This window comes from Natronococcus sp. (genome assembly GCF_047921035.1).
In the GTDB taxonomy this organism is placed as follows: domain Archaea; phylum Halobacteriota; class Halobacteria; order Halobacteriales; family Natrialbaceae; genus Natronococcus.
Map to the genome: position 1 here is coordinate 20,191 of NZ_JBLRWX010000028.1, position 15,858 is coordinate 36,048.

Annotated in this window: 15 protein-coding genes; 3 read left to right on the plus strand and 12 right to left on the minus strand. The window is 68.4% G+C overall.

Going from position 1 to position 15,858, the window contains the following annotated elements:
* Positions 1 to 2 precede the first annotated feature (2 nt).
* Entirely contained in the window at positions 3 to 938 is a 936-nt protein-coding gene (locus ACNA7R_RS07940; RefSeq protein ID WP_416283030.1) for a thiamine pyrophosphate-dependent enzyme, read from the minus strand.
* A 3-nt stretch (positions 939 to 941) separates the two neighbouring features.
* Complete coding sequence (locus ACNA7R_RS07945) at positions 942 to 2,846, minus strand: 2-oxoacid:acceptor oxidoreductase subunit alpha (protein WP_416283031.1); 1,905 nt, start codon at positions 2,844 to 2,846, stop codon at positions 942 to 944.
* Between the two features lie 258 nt (positions 2,847 to 3,104).
* On the opposite strand from ACNA7R_RS07945, the gene ACNA7R_RS07950 reads away from it, so the two are divergent.
* Positions 3,105 to 4,913 carry a 2-oxo acid dehydrogenase subunit E2 gene (locus tag ACNA7R_RS07950; RefSeq protein ID WP_416283032.1) on the plus strand — a complete coding sequence of 603 codons (1,809 nt, stop codon included), beginning with the start codon at positions 3,105 to 3,107 and terminating at the stop codon, positions 4,911 to 4,913.
* 23 nt (positions 4,914 to 4,936) lie between these two features.
* Here the strand turns inward: ACNA7R_RS07950 and ACNA7R_RS07955 are convergent, their stop codons facing one another.
* From ACNA7R_RS07955 to aroC, 5 genes are all read right to left on the minus strand, one after another.
* Positions 4,937 to 5,446 carry a VOC family protein gene (locus ACNA7R_RS07955; protein ID WP_416283033.1) on the minus strand — a complete coding sequence of 170 codons (510 nt, stop codon included), beginning with the start codon at positions 5,444 to 5,446 and terminating at the stop codon, positions 4,937 to 4,939.
* Positions 5,447 to 5,502: 56 nt separating this feature from the next.
* Positions 5,503 to 6,534 carry an NAD(+)/NADH kinase gene (locus ACNA7R_RS07960; protein WP_416283034.1) on the minus strand — a complete coding sequence of 344 codons (1,032 nt, stop codon included), beginning with the start codon at positions 6,532 to 6,534 and terminating at the stop codon, positions 5,503 to 5,505.
* A complete protein-coding gene (locus ACNA7R_RS07965; protein WP_416283035.1) occupies positions 6,534 to 7,544 on the minus strand; it encodes an alpha-ketoacid dehydrogenase subunit beta in 1,011 nt (336 codons plus the stop codon). Before ACNA7R_RS07965 ends, ACNA7R_RS07960 begins: the two co-directional genes overlap by 1 nt.
* Entirely contained in the window at positions 7,541 to 8,581 is a 1,041-nt protein-coding gene (locus tag ACNA7R_RS07970) for a thiamine pyrophosphate-dependent dehydrogenase E1 component subunit alpha (RefSeq protein WP_416283036.1), read from the minus strand. The genes ACNA7R_RS07965 and ACNA7R_RS07970 overlap by 4 nt, the downstream gene beginning before the upstream one ends.
* A 170-nt stretch (positions 8,582 to 8,751) precedes the next feature.
* Positions 8,752 to 9,903 carry a chorismate synthase gene (aroC, locus tag ACNA7R_RS07975; protein WP_416283037.1) on the minus strand — a complete coding sequence of 384 codons (1,152 nt, stop codon included), beginning with the start codon at positions 9,901 to 9,903 and terminating at the stop codon, positions 8,752 to 8,754.
* Between the two features lie 328 nt (positions 9,904 to 10,231).
* Between aroC and ACNA7R_RS07980 the strand changes: the two genes are divergently transcribed.
* Positions 10,232 to 10,816: an FxLYD domain-containing protein gene (locus tag ACNA7R_RS07980; protein WP_416283038.1), complete on the plus strand. Its 585-nt coding sequence runs from the start codon at positions 10,232 to 10,234 to the stop codon at positions 10,814 to 10,816.
* A gap of 22 nt (positions 10,817 to 10,838) precedes the next feature.
* Here the strand turns inward: ACNA7R_RS07980 and ACNA7R_RS07985 are convergent, their stop codons facing one another.
* Positions 10,839 to 11,051 (minus strand): hypothetical protein, encoded by a 213-nt coding sequence (locus tag ACNA7R_RS07985; RefSeq protein WP_416283039.1) that lies wholly within the window; start codon positions 11,049 to 11,051, stop codon positions 10,839 to 10,841.
* A 52-nt stretch (positions 11,052 to 11,103) separates the two neighbouring features.
* Positions 11,104 to 12,366, minus strand: a complete 1,263-nt coding sequence (locus tag ACNA7R_RS07990; protein WP_416283040.1) for an alkaline phosphatase family protein — start codon at positions 12,364 to 12,366, stop codon at positions 11,104 to 11,106.
* Positions 12,367 to 12,473: 107 nt separating this feature from the next.
* Here ACNA7R_RS07990 and ACNA7R_RS07995 point away from each other — a divergent pair, with 107 nt between their 5' ends.
* A complete protein-coding gene (locus ACNA7R_RS07995; RefSeq protein ID WP_416283041.1) occupies positions 12,474 to 13,205 on the plus strand; it encodes a GNAT family N-acetyltransferase in 732 nt (243 codons plus the stop codon).
* Between the two features lie 45 nt (positions 13,206 to 13,250).
* Here ACNA7R_RS07995 and aroA read toward each other — a convergent pair whose 3' ends face one another.
* From aroA to ACNA7R_RS08010, 3 genes are all read right to left on the minus strand, one after another.
* Complete coding sequence (gene aroA / locus ACNA7R_RS08000) at positions 13,251 to 14,540, minus strand: 3-phosphoshikimate 1-carboxyvinyltransferase (RefSeq protein WP_416283042.1); 1,290 nt, start codon at positions 14,538 to 14,540, stop codon at positions 13,251 to 13,253.
* 122 nt (positions 14,541 to 14,662) lie between these two features.
* The gene (locus tag ACNA7R_RS08005; RefSeq protein WP_416283043.1) at positions 14,663 to 15,307 is read right to left on the minus strand and encodes an SDR family oxidoreductase; all 645 of its coding nucleotides are present in this window, start codon (positions 15,305 to 15,307) and stop codon (positions 14,663 to 14,665) included.
* Positions 15,308 to 15,412: 105 nt separating this feature from the next.
* A partial coding sequence (locus tag ACNA7R_RS08010) for a carbamoyltransferase C-terminal domain-containing protein (protein ID WP_416283044.1) occupies positions 15,413 to 15,858 on the minus strand: 446 nt, incomplete at its 5' end.

Below are 15,858 nucleotides of genomic sequence, written 5' to 3' on the forward strand. Positions count from 1 at the left end.
CGTTACGTGTGGCGCTCGAGCAGGTCGTAGCTGCGCTCCCACTCGGCGTCCTCGTCGAAGTAGCGCTCGGCAACCGGCTGGTCGGGCATCTCGCCGACGGCCTTTTTCTCCTCGGTGTAGGAGGGGCTCTCGTCGTCGACGTAGTACCGGCCGGTGAGGACGGTGCCCTCGTTGAGGACGTCCTCGGTCTCGCGCATCATCCGGGCGGCCTCCTCGCGGTCGTTGACGTCGAACTCGTAGTCGTCGGACTCCTGGACGTCGATGTAGGGGACGTACTGCCGGGCGTCCTTGTTCCAGGTCGGACACTGGGTCAGGAAGTCGACGTGAGCGAAGCCGTCGTGCTCGATCGCTTCCTTGATGATCTCCTTTGCCTGGTTGGGGTTGACCGCGGCGGTGCGAGCGACGTAGGTCGCACCGGCGTTCAGCGACATCGATAGCGGGCGAAGCGGCGACTTCGCGCTGCCGGACGGCTGGGTCTTGGACTTGTGGCCCTTCGGACTGGTGGGCGAGGTCTGGCCCTTCGTCAGCCCGAAGATTTCGTTGTTGAACACGATGTAGGTCATATCGTGGTTCTCCCGGGCCGTGTGGATGAAGTGGTTGCCGCCGATCCCGTAGCCGTCGCCGTCGCCGCCGGCGGCGATGACCTCGAGTTCGGGGTTCGCCAGCTTCGCCGCACGGGCCACGGGCAGCGAGCGGCCGTGGATCGTGTGGAAGCCGTACGTGTCGAGGTAGCTGTTCAGCTTGCCCGAACAGCCGATCCCGGTGACCGTCAGGACCTCCTCGGGGGTCTTGCCGACCTCCGGGAGCGCCTGTTTCAGCGACTTCAGTACGCCGAAGTCGCCACAGCCCGGACACCAGGTCGGCTGCGGTTCGACGCCGGGCGTGTACTCGTCCCGGTCGATCTCTCGTTCCTCACCGATTGCGTTGAATGCACTCATGGATCAGTCACCTGCAGCGGGTTCGATTCGTACCTGTGCGGACGGTTCGCGGTCCTCGTCGGCGACGTTGACCTCGTAGCCCTCGACGATCTCCGCCGGTTCGAACGGGTTGCCGTTGTACTTCAGCAGGCTCGTCATCTTGTCGCCGAAGCGGCCGAGTTCCTTCTGGATCAGGCCGCGGAACTGGGCGGTGGCGTTCATCTCGACGACCATCGCCTCGTCGACGCTCTCGAGGAACTCCGTCACTTCGGCCTCGGCGAACGGCATCATGTCGGAGACGCTGATACCTTTCACCGAGTGGCCGCTGTCGTTCAGCCGTTCGACGGCCTCGACGACGGCGCCCTGGCTCGAGCCCCAGGTGATGATACCGTACTCGGCGTCGTCGTCGCCGAAGTACGTCTGGTTGGAGTCGTGTTCCTCGTCGAGTTCCTCGCGGATGGAGTCGAGCTTCTCGATGCGGCGGGTCATCTGGTAGACCCGGTTGTCCGGATCCTCGCTGATGTGCCCGACGGGCGAGTGCTCGTTACCGGTCGCGAGGTAGCGCCCACCCTTCTGGCCGGGCAGCGAGCGCTTGCTGACGTTGTTCTCGTTGTCGTCGTAGCCGAAGCGCTCGAACTTGCCGGAGTTGTCGTGTGCGGCCTCCTTGAGCTCCTCCTCGGTGAGCGTCGTGCCCAGCCCCGGCTCGGGCTCGCGGTCGAAGAACTCGACGTCGACGTTCTTGTTCTCGCCGGAGAGCTTCTGATCGTAGATGATGATCGTCGGGATCTGGTACTCCCAGGCGATGTGGAAGGCCAGTCGCGTCTGCTCGTAGGCCTCCTCGATGGTGCCGGGCGCGAAGACGACCCGCGAGGAGTCGCCCTGACTCGTGTAGAGGACGAACTCGAGGTCGCCCTGTTCGGGTTTCGTCGGCATCCCGGTCGAGGGACCGGCGCGCATCGACTCGACGAGCACGAGCGGCGTCTCGGTCATCTCGGCGAGACCGAGCGGTTCGCTCATCAGCGCGAAGCCACCGCCGGAGGAACCGGACATGGCCTTCGCGCCGGCGTGGCTCGCGCCGACGGCGAGTGCCGCCGCGGCGATCTCGTCCTCGACCTGCTCGGAGACCCCCCCGATGTCGGGGAAGTTCTGGCTGAGGATGGTGAACACGTCGGTCCACGGCGTCATCGGGTAGCCCGCGATGAAGCGACAGCCGCCGTCGATGGCGCCGTAGGCGATCGCGTTCGAGCCCGACAGCAGCGCCTGCTCGGTGTCGTGTTCGCCCGTCGGGACGCGGAGGTCGTGGGTCGTCTCGAACTCCTCGTCGACCATCTCGTAGGCCTCGTGGAGGATCTCGAGGTTCGCCTCGAGGATGTCTCCGCCCATCGCGTCGGACATCAGGTCCTCGATGTGCTCGAGTTCCATGTCGAGCAGTCCCGCCGTGATACCGACGCCGGCGGTGTTGCGCATGACCTCGCGGCCGTGTTCCTTGGCGAGGCCACGGAGGTCGACCGGGTAGACGTGCCAGTCGTTCTCCTCGGCGCGCTCCTCCAGGTCGAGGTCGGCGACATCGTCCTCGCTGAGCAGCCCCTCGTCGTAGACGATGACGCCGCCCTCGCGGAGTTCGTCCAGGTTCTCCGAGAGGGGTTTGATCTCCTCGTTGCCGTAGTAGGCCTCCTCCTGTGGGTTCCGGGCGAAGGAGTCCCCCAGCGCGAGGAGGAAGTTGTAGCCGTCGCCCCGTGACTGTACCTCGTCGGCTGCGGCCCGAATCTCGACGTAGGTGTGGCCGCCGCGGATCCGCGACGGATAGTGGCGGTGTGTGAACACGTCGAGCCCCGAGCGCATCAGCGCCTTCGCGAAGTTCTGGCTCGTCGAGTCGATCCCGTCTCCGGAACCGCCTGAGACTCGCCAGATGAGTTCGTCATCGCTCATTGAGATCAGTGGCCAGGTGGCCAGCCGTATCCAGATTTTGGTCTCACCGTGCCTAAAGCCTTTGCTATAGATTGCCATGCATCTATCGTGAAGAATGTACAACCATCCAATTTAGGGCGAGAGTCTCGCGCGGTTAGCAGTAGGGACGCCGACCGATAGCGGACAATTCGGTAGCCGGCGCTCGAGCGGTCGTGGCTGGTTTTCCGAGAGGTTTCCACGACCGGTATGCTTTATTCGCTCGTCGTTAGAGGAGTGTGCATGGGGTATGTTATCAAGATGCCGAAACTCGGTCTGGAGATGGAGCGCGGAGAACTCCTGGGGTGGGAAGTCGACGAAGGGGAAACGCTCGAGGAGGGCGAACTGGTCGCCGAGGTCGAATCCGAGAAAAGTATCGGGGAAATCGAGGCCCGGGAACACGGTGTTCTCCGGCGAACGTACCTCGAGCCCGGCGAGACGGTCCCCCCGGGAACGCCGATCGGGATCGTCGCTCCCGCAGGCGCGGATATCGACGATCTCGAGGCGGAGGTCGAGGCGGAGCTCGAGGAGGTCGACGGGGGCGGCGAACCGGCGACCGAGCCGGCCCCGACCGAGAGCTCGAGCGCCGAAGCCGCGACCGACGGCGCCGCCTCGGCGACGGGATCGGGGTCGGCCGCCGACGCGGGGAAAGTCTCTCCTCGCGCACGAAAACGAGCCGAGGAGCTCGGTGTAACACTCGAGGGAGTCGAGGGAACGGGATATCAGGGCGCGATCACCGAAGATGACGTCGAACGGGCTGCCGACGCCGACGAGGGTGCGGAAACGGAGGTTCAGGCCTCCCCGCGAGCCCGCAAGCGCGCCGAGGAGCTGGGCGTCGACCTCGCGACCGTCGAGGGCACGGGCTACCAGGGGTCGGTCACCGAGGACGACGTCGAGCGCGCAGCCGAGTCGGTCGACGACGCCGGACGGACGCTTCGCGAGGAGCGTCCATTCGATGGGATGCGCCGGACCATCGCCTCGCGGCTCGGCGAGAGCTACCGTGAGGCCGTCCACGTCACGACCCACCGCGAGGCCGACGCCGAGGCGCTGTTCGACGCCGTCGACGCCGCCGATACGGCCCTCGAGGCCGACGTCTCCGTCCAGGACGTGCTCCTGCTCGCGGTCTCGGCGGCCCTCGAGGACCACCCCGCGTTCAACGCGACCTTCGAGGACGACACTCACCGCCTCTGGAACGAGCACAACCTCGGGGTCGCCGTCGACATCGAGCAGGGACTCATCGCTCCCGTGCTCCGGAACGTCGACGAGAAATCGCTCGAGGCGGTCGCGCGCGAGCGCCGCGACCTCGTCGGGGCCGCCCTCGAGGGCGAGTACACGATGGACGACCTGCGGGGCGGAACGTTCACGGTGACGAACCTCGGCGTGCTGGGGGTCGAGTCGTTCGACCCGGTCATCAACCCGCCACAGGTCGCAATCCTCGGGGTCGACGCCGTCGCCGAGCGACCGACGCGGGGTCCCGACGACGGGATCGAGTGGCGCCGTCACCTGCCGTTCGACCTCTCCTTCGACCACCGGGTCGTCGACGGCGCCGACGCCGCCAGATTCCTCGAGACACTGGTCGAGCGCGTCGAGGAGCCGTGGGCGCTGCTGCCGGACGAGGTCGGCGAGGGAGCCGGCAGGGCCGAAACGGAGATGCCCAACCGAACCGTCTCCGCCTCGAACGCCGAGGCGATGGCCGGCCGGATCGAGGCCGGCTCCTTCGAGTGGCGCTACGACGAGCCCGCGGATGCCGGCGGCTCGGAGACGGGACCGACGCCCGTCGACGTCTTCCTCGGCGGACTGGCCGCCTGCCTCTCGCTTTCGATTCGGTTCCAGGCCGAGAAGCGCGACGCCGCCGTCGGCGAGATCGACGTCACGACCGACGCCGAGCCCGAACACGGTTCGGTCGAACGGATCGCCGCGACGGTTCGCCTCGAGAGCGACGCCGACGACGAGACCCTCGAGCGGATCGTCGACCTCGGCGAGCGGGGCTGTCACGTCTCGCAGCTGCTCCGCGAGGACCTGTCGCTCGAGCTCTCCTGGGAGCGGCTCTGAGGTGCCGCCGCGGCGCGGCCCGCTCAGTCGGGGTACGTCGCGTCGGGCTCGGGGATCGAATCGACGTTCGCCGCGGTCTCGAAGATCGCCCCGTTGAGCTCGTCCGCGGTGTCGAAGTACCAGAACTCGACGCCGTCGTAGTTTCCGCTCTGGAGCACCGGCATCCCCGCGTCCTCGAACGCCTCGACGACCGCGTGGGGGTCCTCGAACGCGAAACAGGCGACGTGGTGGAGCCCCTCGCCGTGCTCCTCGAGGTGTTCCGTGTAGATACTGGGCCCCTCGAGCGGTTCGATCAGCTCGATCATGGTGTCGCCGAGCTGTGTCAGGGCGAGCACCATCGAGAACTCGCCGTCCTCGCCCCGGAAGGTGCGATCGGTCAGCGCGGGCGGTTCGAACCGGTGGATCTCCCAGGGGCCGATCCCGAGCAGCCCGCCGAAACGATCCATCCCGTCCTCGATGTCCTCGACGACGAACGCGACCTGTGAAAGTTCGGGGAGCTCGACGTCGGTCTGTGGTATGCCTTCACTACCCATATAGGGGCGTCGACGGCCGACAAAATAGCGTTTTGGGCGCGAGATCAGTCGCCCTTTCAGTCCTCGGGCGCGGGCGTGCGATCGGCCGCCTCGAGCGCGAACGCGCCGGCCTCGCTTCCGGCCGAAAGCGTCGCGTCGACGTCGACGAGCCGCGGCCCGTCGGCCCGGACCCGGAACTCGACGGTCGCGTCGGTGAGCTCGAGCTCGCGCTCGCCGTCGGCGCCGACGACGCCGTCCGGAACCTCGAACCGAACCGGGTCGTCCGGGTTGATCCGTTCGACCGACTCGATCCCGACGGTCGCCACCACGCCGGGTGCCAGCGCCGCCCGAGCGGTGTGCGGGGCGTCCTCGGGATCGGTCAGCCGCAGGGCGACGCCACCCGGTTCGTCGGGCGCGACGGGCTCGAGCGCCCCGGCGACCGCGGGGAGGCCGATGTCGCCCGGGTGGGCCCGCGAGACGACGCCCCCGACGAAGTCGTCGGGATCGAGCAGCGCCCGCGAACCGATGAACGACCTGGAGGAGACCTCGGCCGCCGCGAGCGCGGCGAGTCGCTTCTCTCCGTTCGGGGTCTCGGCGCGGGCCTCGATCCGTCCGTGTCGCTCGACGACGTCGGCGGCCGGGACGGTGCCCGTCGCGACCAGCGCCGCGGCGACGCCTGCGACGGTGCCGTCGACGGCCGAGGGGACGACGTTGTTCGTTCCCGTCGAGACCGAGACGACCGGAACCGACCCGATCTCGCCGGCGACGTCGCGGGTCGTCCCGTCCCCGCCGAGGACGACGACGGCGTCGACGCCGTCCGCGCGAAACTGTGCGGCCGCCCGGCGCGTATCCGCCGCCGACCGCTCGAGGGGGATATCGAGGGCTTCGGCCTCGAGTTCGTCGGGCGCCTCCGCGAGGACGTGGTCGGCGATCCCGGATCGATCGGGCATGACGCGAACGCTCGGGGGGTCGGGGACGGCGGTTAGCCCCTCGAGGACGCAGTCGGCGACCCGCCGTTTCGCGTAGTCGTCGACGACGCTGGCGCCGCCGGTGAGCCGCCGGATGTCGCGTCCGGCCGCGGGGTTGACGATCAGTCCGACGCGGGTCACTACGTCACCCGCTCGACCGCCTCGCGGACGTCGTCGCCGTCGGGCAGGACCTCCTGCTCGAGGGGCGTGCTAAACGGCATGTGCGTGTCGGGCGTGCCGACCCGCTGGATCGGCGCGTCGAGGCTGAAGAACGCCTCCTCCTGGACGCGGGCGACGATCTCGGCGTGGGTGCCGTAGGACAGCGGGCTCTCGTCGGCGACGACGAGCCGGCCGGTCTTCCGGACGCTCTCGACGATGGTCTCCGTATCGAGGGGGTACAGCGACCGCGGGTCGATCACCTCGGCCTCGACGCCGGTCTCGGCCAGGCTCTCGGCGGTCTGGAGCGACTCGCCGACGAGCCGCTGGGTCGCGACGACGGTGACGTCGTCGCCCTCGCGCTCGATCGCGGCCTCGCCGAGGGGAACGGTAAAGTCCTCGTCGGTCGGCACCGCACCCTGCTGTTCGTAGATCATCTTGTTCTCGAAGACGAAGACGGGGTCGTCGGAGCGGATCGCGGCCTTCGTCAGCCCTTTGGCGCTCGCGGCGGTGCCGGGGGCGACGGCTTTGAGCCCGGGGAAATGAGCGATCCAGGTGTGGATCGTCCCCGAGTGCTGGCTCGCCGCGCCCATGCCGCCGCCCTCGGTCGTCCGAACGGTGACCGGCATCTCGGCTTTCCCGCCGAACATGTAGCGCATCTTCGCCATCTGGTTCATGATCTGCTCCATCGAGACGCCCGCGAAGTCGGAGAACATGAGCTCGACGACGGGACGGGTGCCCGTCGCGGCCGCACCCGTCGCCGCGCCCATGAACCCGGCCTCGCTGATCGGCGTGTCCCGTACGCGCTCGCCGCCGAACTCGTCGAACAGACCGCTCGTTACCTCGAGGACGCCGCCGAAGAGCCCGACGTCCTCGCCCATGAGGTAGACGTCCTCGTCGCGCTCGAGCTCCTCGCGTAGCGCCTGGCGGACGGCCTCGCGGACCGTCATCGTCTCGGTCTCGGTCTCGAGTTCGCGCTCGGCCTGGGCGGTCATCGTCGCTCACCTCCATCGGTGCTGGTCCGCGCAGCAGTTGCAAACCGCTCGATCTCCGGCGGCGTCTCGGCGAACATGTCGTCGTAGGCCTCGTGGGGCGCCGGTAGCTCCGCGCTCTGGGCGTACTCGACCGCCGCATCGATCTCGGCTTCGATCTCGCCTTCGAGGTCGTCGAACTCCTCGGCGGTGAGTTCGTCCCGATCGATCAGCCGCTCCTTGAAGGAGTCGATCGGGTCGCGGGCCTTCCAGCGCTCGAGTTCGTCGTCGTCGCGGTAGGGCTCCTCATCGCCCTCGTAGTGGCCCCGGTAACGGTAGGTCTCGGCCTCGATCAGCGTCGGCCCGTCGCCGGCCCTGGCGCGCGCTCGCGCCTCGCCAACGGCCTCCGAGACGGCGGTGATATCCATCCCGTCGACGGTCAGCCCGGGGATGTCGTGGGCCTGGGCAGTGTCGCTCAGGTTGTCGACGTTGTGTTGCTTCTCGACGGGCGTCCCCTCGCCGTAGTGGTTGTTCTCGATCACGAAGATCGCCGGCAGGTCCCACGTCGCCGCGAGGTTCATCGCCTCGTGGACCTGCCCCTGGGCGACGGCGCCGTCGCCGAGGAAGCCGACCGCGACCTGGTCGCGATCCTGGTAGTCGATCGACAGCGCCGCGCCGGTCGCGAGCGGCGGGCCGGCGCCGACGATGCCGTTGGCGCCGAGCATCCCCGCGTCGACGTCGGCGATGTGCATCGAGCCGCCCTTGCCGTTGCAGTAGCCCTCGGCCTTGCCGTACAGCTCCGCCATCATGTACTTCGGATCCAGCCCCTTCGCGATGCAGTGGCCGTGGCCCCGGTGCGTACTGGCGATGTAGTCGTCGTCCTCGAGCGAGGCGCAGGTACCGACGCCGACTGCCTCCTCGCCGATGTAGAGGTGGACGAAGCCGGGTATCTCGCCGTCAGCGAAGCGATCGCCTGCCTCCGTGTCGAACGCCCGGATCGTCAGCATTCGGCGCAACGCCTCTCGTCGTCCCTCCTCGGTTTCTATGTCAAAACCTCCCATGGCGTGTGAGGATAATACGACAACCACAATAAGTGCTAGCGCCTACCACGACAAGGTACAACGCGGATGTTCGGGTCGGTGACACTGCTGGAAAGCGGTCTGCAAAGATCGGTGAAAGCGAGTGTGCCTCGCGGCAGCGGTCGACCGCCGACCGGCGGGGAGTTCTCGAGCTACTCGTTGCGCGGACTGCTCGGGTGGTACTCCGTGTCGTACTCGCCCGGCTGGTCGTCGACGCGGTCCGGGTTCAGGCGACCGGAGAGCAGCATGAAGTCCACGAGCGTCAGCGCGAGCATCGCCTCGACGACGGGCACACCGCGGGGCGGCAGGACGGGGTCGTGGCGGCCGATGACCTGCTCCTCCTTGAGTTCGCCCGTCTCCCAGTCGGCGGTCTGCTGGCTCTTGGGGATCGAGGTCGGGGCGTGGAGCGTCACCTCGCCGTAGATCGGCTCGCCGCTCGAGATGCCGCCCTGGATCCCGCCGTGGTCGTTCTCGACGGGCGTCGGATTACCCTCGGAGTCGAACTCCCAGTCGTCGTTGCGATCCTTCCCCGTCCACTCGGCGGCTTCGGTACCGAGGCCGAACTCGAAGGCCGTCGTCGCCGGCACCGCCATCATCGCCTGTCCGAGCCGCGCAGAGAGGGAGTCGAAGCGGGGCGCGCCGAGGCCGACCGGGACCCCCTGGGCCTCGAAGTAGACCGAGCCGCCGATCGAGTCGCCCTCGTCCTGGTACTCCTCGATCAGCGCCTGCATCTTCTCGGCGGTCTCGGGGTGGGCGCAGCGAACGTCGTTCTCCTCCGAGTGCGCTTTGATCTCCTCGAAGCTCACCTCGGGCGCCTCGACGTCGCCGATCTGGTTGACGTGGGCCTTGAGCTCGATCCCCTCGCGCTCGAGGAGTTTCTTCGCGATGGCGCCCGCGGCGACCCAGTTGACCGTCTCGCGGGCCGAGGAGCGACCGCCGCCGCCCCAGTTGCGCGTGCCGAACTTCGCCGAGTAGGTGAAGTCGCCGTGCGAGGGGCGAGGCGCGGTGATGAAGGGTTCGTACTTCCCCGAGCGGGCGTCCTTGTTCTGGATCACCATCCCGATCGGCGTCCCCGTCGTGTAGCCGTCCTGGATGCCCGACTTGATCGAGACGTCGTCGGGCTCGCCCCGAGAGGTCGTGATCATCGACTGGCCCGGCTTGCGCCGATCGAGGTCTGCCTGAATATCCTCCTCCGAGAGCTCGAGGCCGGCGGGACAGCCCGAGACGGTACAGCCCATCGCCTCGCCGTGGCTCTCGCCGAACGTGGTCACCTGAAAGAGGCGACCGAAGCGGTTGCCGTTCATTGCCACCCCCTCGGGGACGCGGACACTTATGAGTGCAGGATCGGTGCAATATCCGGGAGCGCGGGGCCGAATCGAAGTTACGGTGGCGTTTCCGACCCCGAACGACAGCCCACCGCGAGAAGGGACCGTCTACCGCGCTCGATATCCGGCCGAACGGGTCGACTCGAACGGGACGGGTTCGGCGCCCTCGAGGAATCGGGTCGACCGGCCAACGTACCTTCCCCGAGCGGGATAGGCACGGCGTACGACGACCCGCACGACTGCGACCGATCCCTCCTCGAGGGATAGGCGGCGTATACTCAATTCGACGAGCGGGATACGCTCTCGCATGCACAGACGAACGGTGCTACTTGGAACGAGCCTTACAGTCTCGACGCTCCTCGCCGGATGCGCGTCCGAGGACGGGGACGAACCCGACGACGACGTCGCGGACGAGACCGATGACGGTACCGAAGCCGGGGCCGACGACGGAGAAGAGACCGGGACAAACGACGAAAACGGCGACGACGATGCGAACGGCGACGACGAAAACGGCGACGACGGTGACGAGGACGAGGATGCCGACGAGAACGGGGACGACACGGACGAGACGGACGACCTCGAGGAGCGCATCGAAGACGGACCGCCGATAGAGGGACTCGTGATCGAGGAGCACGAACTCGTCGAGGACGACCTCTCGGCCACGGTCGAGGGAGTCGTCGTCAACGAGGCGGGCGAGGACGTCCGGTCCGTCCGGGTGGGCGTCGTCTTCTACGATGCGGACGGCGAGCGGATCGACGACGCCACGACGAGTACCTCGGAGCTGGCCGACGAGGAGGAGTGGGCGTTCGGCATGATGACACTCGAGGAGGACGTCGCGAGCTACGCGATCGGCGTCATCGAGGCCGAGCCGGTCGAGCGGACGCCGCTGTAGCCGGGCCGACGATTGCGCCCGGTCACTCGACGAGGTAGTAGCGATCGTACGCGGTGAGCAGGCCGACGAAGACGGCGACGAACGCGGCGATCGCGACCGCGTAGGCGGCAACTCCCTCGAGGCCGGTGAGCCCGACGATCACCAGCGTCGCGATCCCGGTGAGAAGGAACGCCCCGACGAGATACAGGAAGTTTCCCAGGGCCGGCGGGACGTCTGTCGTGCCAGGGAGACTCATACACGGTGTACGGGATAGGAATCGTATATGTCTTCCCCCCGTACCAGTCCGCTCACAGCGCACTCAGACGCGCGGCGGCCAGGGGTACCAGCATCTCCTGATCCGTGAGCCCGCCGTGCATCCCGATCGACTCCATCTCCGCCCACCACAGCCCGCGGTTCCGGTGGACGGCGAGCAGATCGCCACAGCGCCGATCGAACAGCGCCGACGGCTCGCCGGGGCCGAACAGCCCGCGCTCGAGCGCTTCCTCGCGGGTGAACGTCCGGCCGTCGAGGGTCGAGTCGACGATCCGGCGAGCCTCCTCGAGGCGGTCCGGCCGCACGTGGAAGTGAACGTTTCGCGGACTCCCGGTCGGCAGCCGGGGCTCGCCCGCCCCGTCGCGGCGGAACGTCTCCCGCAGTGCCGGCCACGCCTCCCAGTCGGTCATGACGACGTTCTCGTCGGGTGCGGTGTCGACGATCCCGTGGTCGGCCGTCACCACCAGCAGCGTGCGCTCGGCGAGGGCGGGGTCGAGCCGTTCGACCAGTTCGTACTGCAAGCGCTCGAGGATCGCCTCGAGGTTTTGCCGGTAGCGCTCGGTGCCGGTCCCCTCGGCGTGGGAGACGGCGTCGATCGTCGGCTCGTAGGCGTAGACGTACGCCGGTGTCGAGGACTCCTCGAGGGCGCGGCGGATCGACAGCGCGAGGTCGGTCGCGGAGTCGTAGCCGACCCGGGTGGCGCCGGCGGTCGTCGCCTGGGTGTATCCCGAGTCGACGAACTCGACGGGCTGGAGCGCGTACGTATCGATCCCGGCCCGCTCGGCACGTTCGTAGACGGAGTCGGCCTCGAACAGCTCCGCCGCCGACGACGACGGCGAGACGTCCGCCAGCGGGTCGCCCTCGAGGGTCCGGAACGGCAGGGTCTCGACGATCTCACCGGCGGACTCGAGGTACTGGAACCAGCCGAGCAGTCCGTGTTCGACCGGCGGGGCGGTCGTGTTGATCGTCGTCAGCGCGGCGGCCGTCTCGGAGGGGTAGATCGTCGTCAGCGGCGCCACGGTACCGGCCGCCGAGAAGCGCTCGAGCAGCGGATGGACCCCTCGGTGGCGCTTCCAGTGCTCGTAGCCGAACCCGTCCAGCAGGAAGACGACGACGTTGTCGACGTCGGCGTCGACTCCTTCGAGCGCGTCGTCCGGCAGCCGTCGCTCGAAACCATCCCCGAGCAGCGACAGCGCCGTCTCCGGCACGTTCGCGACGCAGTAGCCGTCGTAGTCCGGAAAGAGAACGTCGTCCTCGCTCAGGCGCTCGCGGAGCCGCGACTCGAGGGACGCGCGCATACCGGTCCCGACGGTCCCGTGCGGGATAGTACCACCGGCGCGGACGGCCCGGAACGTGTGGTATCCAATGACAAGGACTATACTCGCGCCACCCGATGACCTCTCCTATGCGCGCACCCGAGCGGCCGACGTTCGAGAGCGAGGCGAGCAGGACGATCTACCAGTACGTCGAGCGCCACGGGACGGCGGCGCGACACCGAATCCGGGAGATGACGTCGCTGCCGCCCGAACGGTTCCGGACGGAGCTCGAGGCGCTGGAAACCAAGGGCTACCTCGAGGAGGACGGCGGGACGGTCCGGCTCGCGCTCGACGTCGGCTCGGTCGAGGAGTTCGAGACCGACGACGGGATCTACCTCATCCGCCCCGGGCAGAATCGGGACTTCGACGGGCTCGTCGACGCGATCCGCGACGTGACCTCGAAGGAGTCCTACGTCGTCGCGGAAAGCGTCGCCGAACAGCTGCTGTACGAGGACGCCGTGACCCGCCACAACACCGTCGAGTCCCGCGTGTTCTTCGTCGCCACGATCGACGACGAGATCGCGGGCTGGGTCCACCTCGACCTCCCGCAGGTCGAGAAGCTCCGCGAGACGGCCCAGCTCACCGTCGGCGTCCGCCCCGACCACCGCAGACGCGGCGTCGGCGACGCCTTACTCACCCGCGGGGTCGACTGGGCCGAGGCCAACGGCTACCGGAAGGTGTACAACAGCGTTCCGGCGACCAACGACGAGGCGCTTGCCTTCCTCGAGGACCACGGCTGGAACACCGAGGGCATCCGCCGGAACCACTACACGATCGACGACGAGTTCGTCGACGAGGTGTTGATGGCCTACACGTTCTGAGGACTGTTCGGATCGCCCGCGTTTCGGGCTCGAGTGTCGCTCCCGTCAGTCCTCGCGCTCGAGGGTCGCGCCCAGCTCCTCGAGGGTCGCGAAGAAGGTCGGGAACGAGACGTCGACGTGCTCGGCGCCCGCGATCGTCGTCTCGCCGTCGGCGACCAGTCCCGCCAGCGCCAGCGCCATCACGATCCGGTGGTCGCCCCGGCCGTCGACCGCGGCGCCCTCGAGGGTCGACTCGCTCCCGTGGACCGTCAGCGAATCCTGCTCCTCGGTCGTCTCGACGCCCATCTTCCCCAGCTCCTCGGCCATCGCGCTCACCCGATCGGTCTCCTTGTAGCGGACGTGCTCGGCGTTCGTGATCCGGGTGTCGCCGTCGGCGACCGCCCCCAGGGTCGCGATCGTCGGCAGCAGATCGGGCGTGTCCTCGACGGAAACCTCGATCCCCTCGAGGTCGGTCGCCGAGACGTCGATCGTCCCCGCCTCGCGGTTCCAGTCGACGTCGGCACCCATCGCCGAGACGATCTCGACGATCGCCTTGTCGCCCTGGGCGCTGGGCTGGGCACCCTCGATACGGACCCCGTCGTCGCCAGCGATGGCGCCCGCCGCGAGCAGGTAGGAGATCGAGGAGAAGTCGCCGGGGACGCGGTACTCGCCGTCCGCCGGATCGTAGCGCTGGCCGCCGTCGACGGCGAACCCGGAGTCGGTTTTGCGGGCCTCGATTCCGAAGTCGTCGAGCACCTCGAGCGTGATGTCGACGTACGGCGCCGACTTGAGTTCCGTCTCGAGGTCGATCTCGAGTCCGTCCTCGGTGACCGCGCCGGCCATCAGCAGGGCCGTGATATACTGCGACGAGACGTCGCCCGGGATCGAGACCTCGGTGCCCGAGATCGGTCCCGTGACGACCAGCGGTGCCTGGCCGTTGCCGCGGGTGCTGTAGGCCTCGCCTCCGAGGTCGGCGATGGCCTCGAGCAGCGGTCCCTGCGGCCGGCTCCGGAGCGACTCGTCGCCCGTGAGGACGCTCGTTCCGTCGGCCAGCGCCGCCGCCGCGGTCACCAGCCGCATCGTCGTCCCGCTGTTCTCGCAGTCGATGACGTCGTCGGGGACGCCCGGTTGGCCGTCGAACCCCTCGACCTCGAGTGCGTCCGTGTCGCGGTCGACGCTCCCGCCGAACAGCGAGACCGCACGGGCCGTGGCCTTCGTGTCGGCGCTCCAGAGGGCGTCTCTGACCGTCGTCTGCGAGGCGTAGCCCGCGGCGAGGATCGCGCGGTGGGTGTAGCTCTTCGATGGGGGCGCTCGAGCCTGTCCCCCTACTCGAGAGGGAGTGATAGTGACGTCCATACCGACTCCTGGGAAGGGGCGCCCTATCACGGTACCGATGCTGGTAGTATTGCAGACCGGTTTCGCCGTCGAACCTCGTCGACGCGAGTCGGCCGCGGAGCCGAAACCACCCGTCCGTACGATCAGCGCTCGGGACGCACCGCGTCCTCGACGGCCGTGTCGCCGCCGAAGAGCCTGATCGTCTCGCCGATCGTCTCGTCGGTCTCGAGCGCGGCGACGACCGCCTGCGCGACGTCGGCGCGGGGGATGTCCGCGCCGCCCTCGCCGTCGTACTCGAAGCTCGCCGAGACGCGGCCCGTCCCCTCGTCGTCGGTCAGCGCCGTCGGCCGGAGGATCGTCGCGTCGAGCGCGGACGCCTCGAGGAAGTCGTCGGCGCAGCGCTTGGCGACCCAGTACGGACGCATCGCCTCGGGATCGCCAAGCGGCTCGCTGGCCCGGTAGGCGCTGATCATCACGAACCGGTCGATCCCGCGCTCGAGGCAGGCGTCGATGGTTCGTCGCGCACCCCAGAGATCGATCAGCAGCGTCTTCCCCCAGTCGGTGTCCCCGCCCGAACCCGCCGTGAAGACGACGGCGTCAGCGTTCTCGAGGGCCGACTCGAACTCGTTCTCGAGATCACCCAGTCGTGGCTCGCCGCCGCGCTCACGGATCTCGTCGAACTGCGCCTCGTCTCGCACGACGCCGATCGGGTCGTGGCCCGCGTCCGCGAGGCGGGGCAGTAGCTCGCGGCCGATTCCGCCGTTCGCGCCGATAACTGCGACGTGCATCGTGTGCCGTCACAGCACGACGGCGCCAATAGGTGCTGCGGTCGGCGAACCTCGAGCGGGTTCGAGAGGGGAGACTGTTGTCGAAGCGCCCTGCGGAGTGGGAGGCTACTCGTCCGTCGGCCCGGCCACGACGTCGCCCTCGAGCGCGCCCTCGCCGGTCTTCCCCGCCGCCTTCTCGACGACGCAGTCCTCGAGGACGAGCACGTCCAGGCCCATCCCGTAGAAGTCCTTGAGCGCCTCGGTGGGCGTGTTGACGATCGGTTCGGCGTGGTCGTTGAACGACGTATTGAGGACGACCGGAACGCCCGTAATGGACTCGAACTCCGAGATCAGCCGGTGGTAGCGGGGGTGCTGGTCCTCGCGGACGGTCTGGGGTCGCGTCGAGTCGTCGGCGGGGTGGAGCACGGCCTCGAGGTCGTCGACCTTCTCCGGGCGGACGTCGAAGGTGTCGATCATGAAGGGGGCGGGCTGGCCGTCGATCAGGTACTCCTCGGCCGCGGACTCGAGCATCGAGGGGGCGAACGGGCGCCACTCCTCGCGGTGTTTGACGT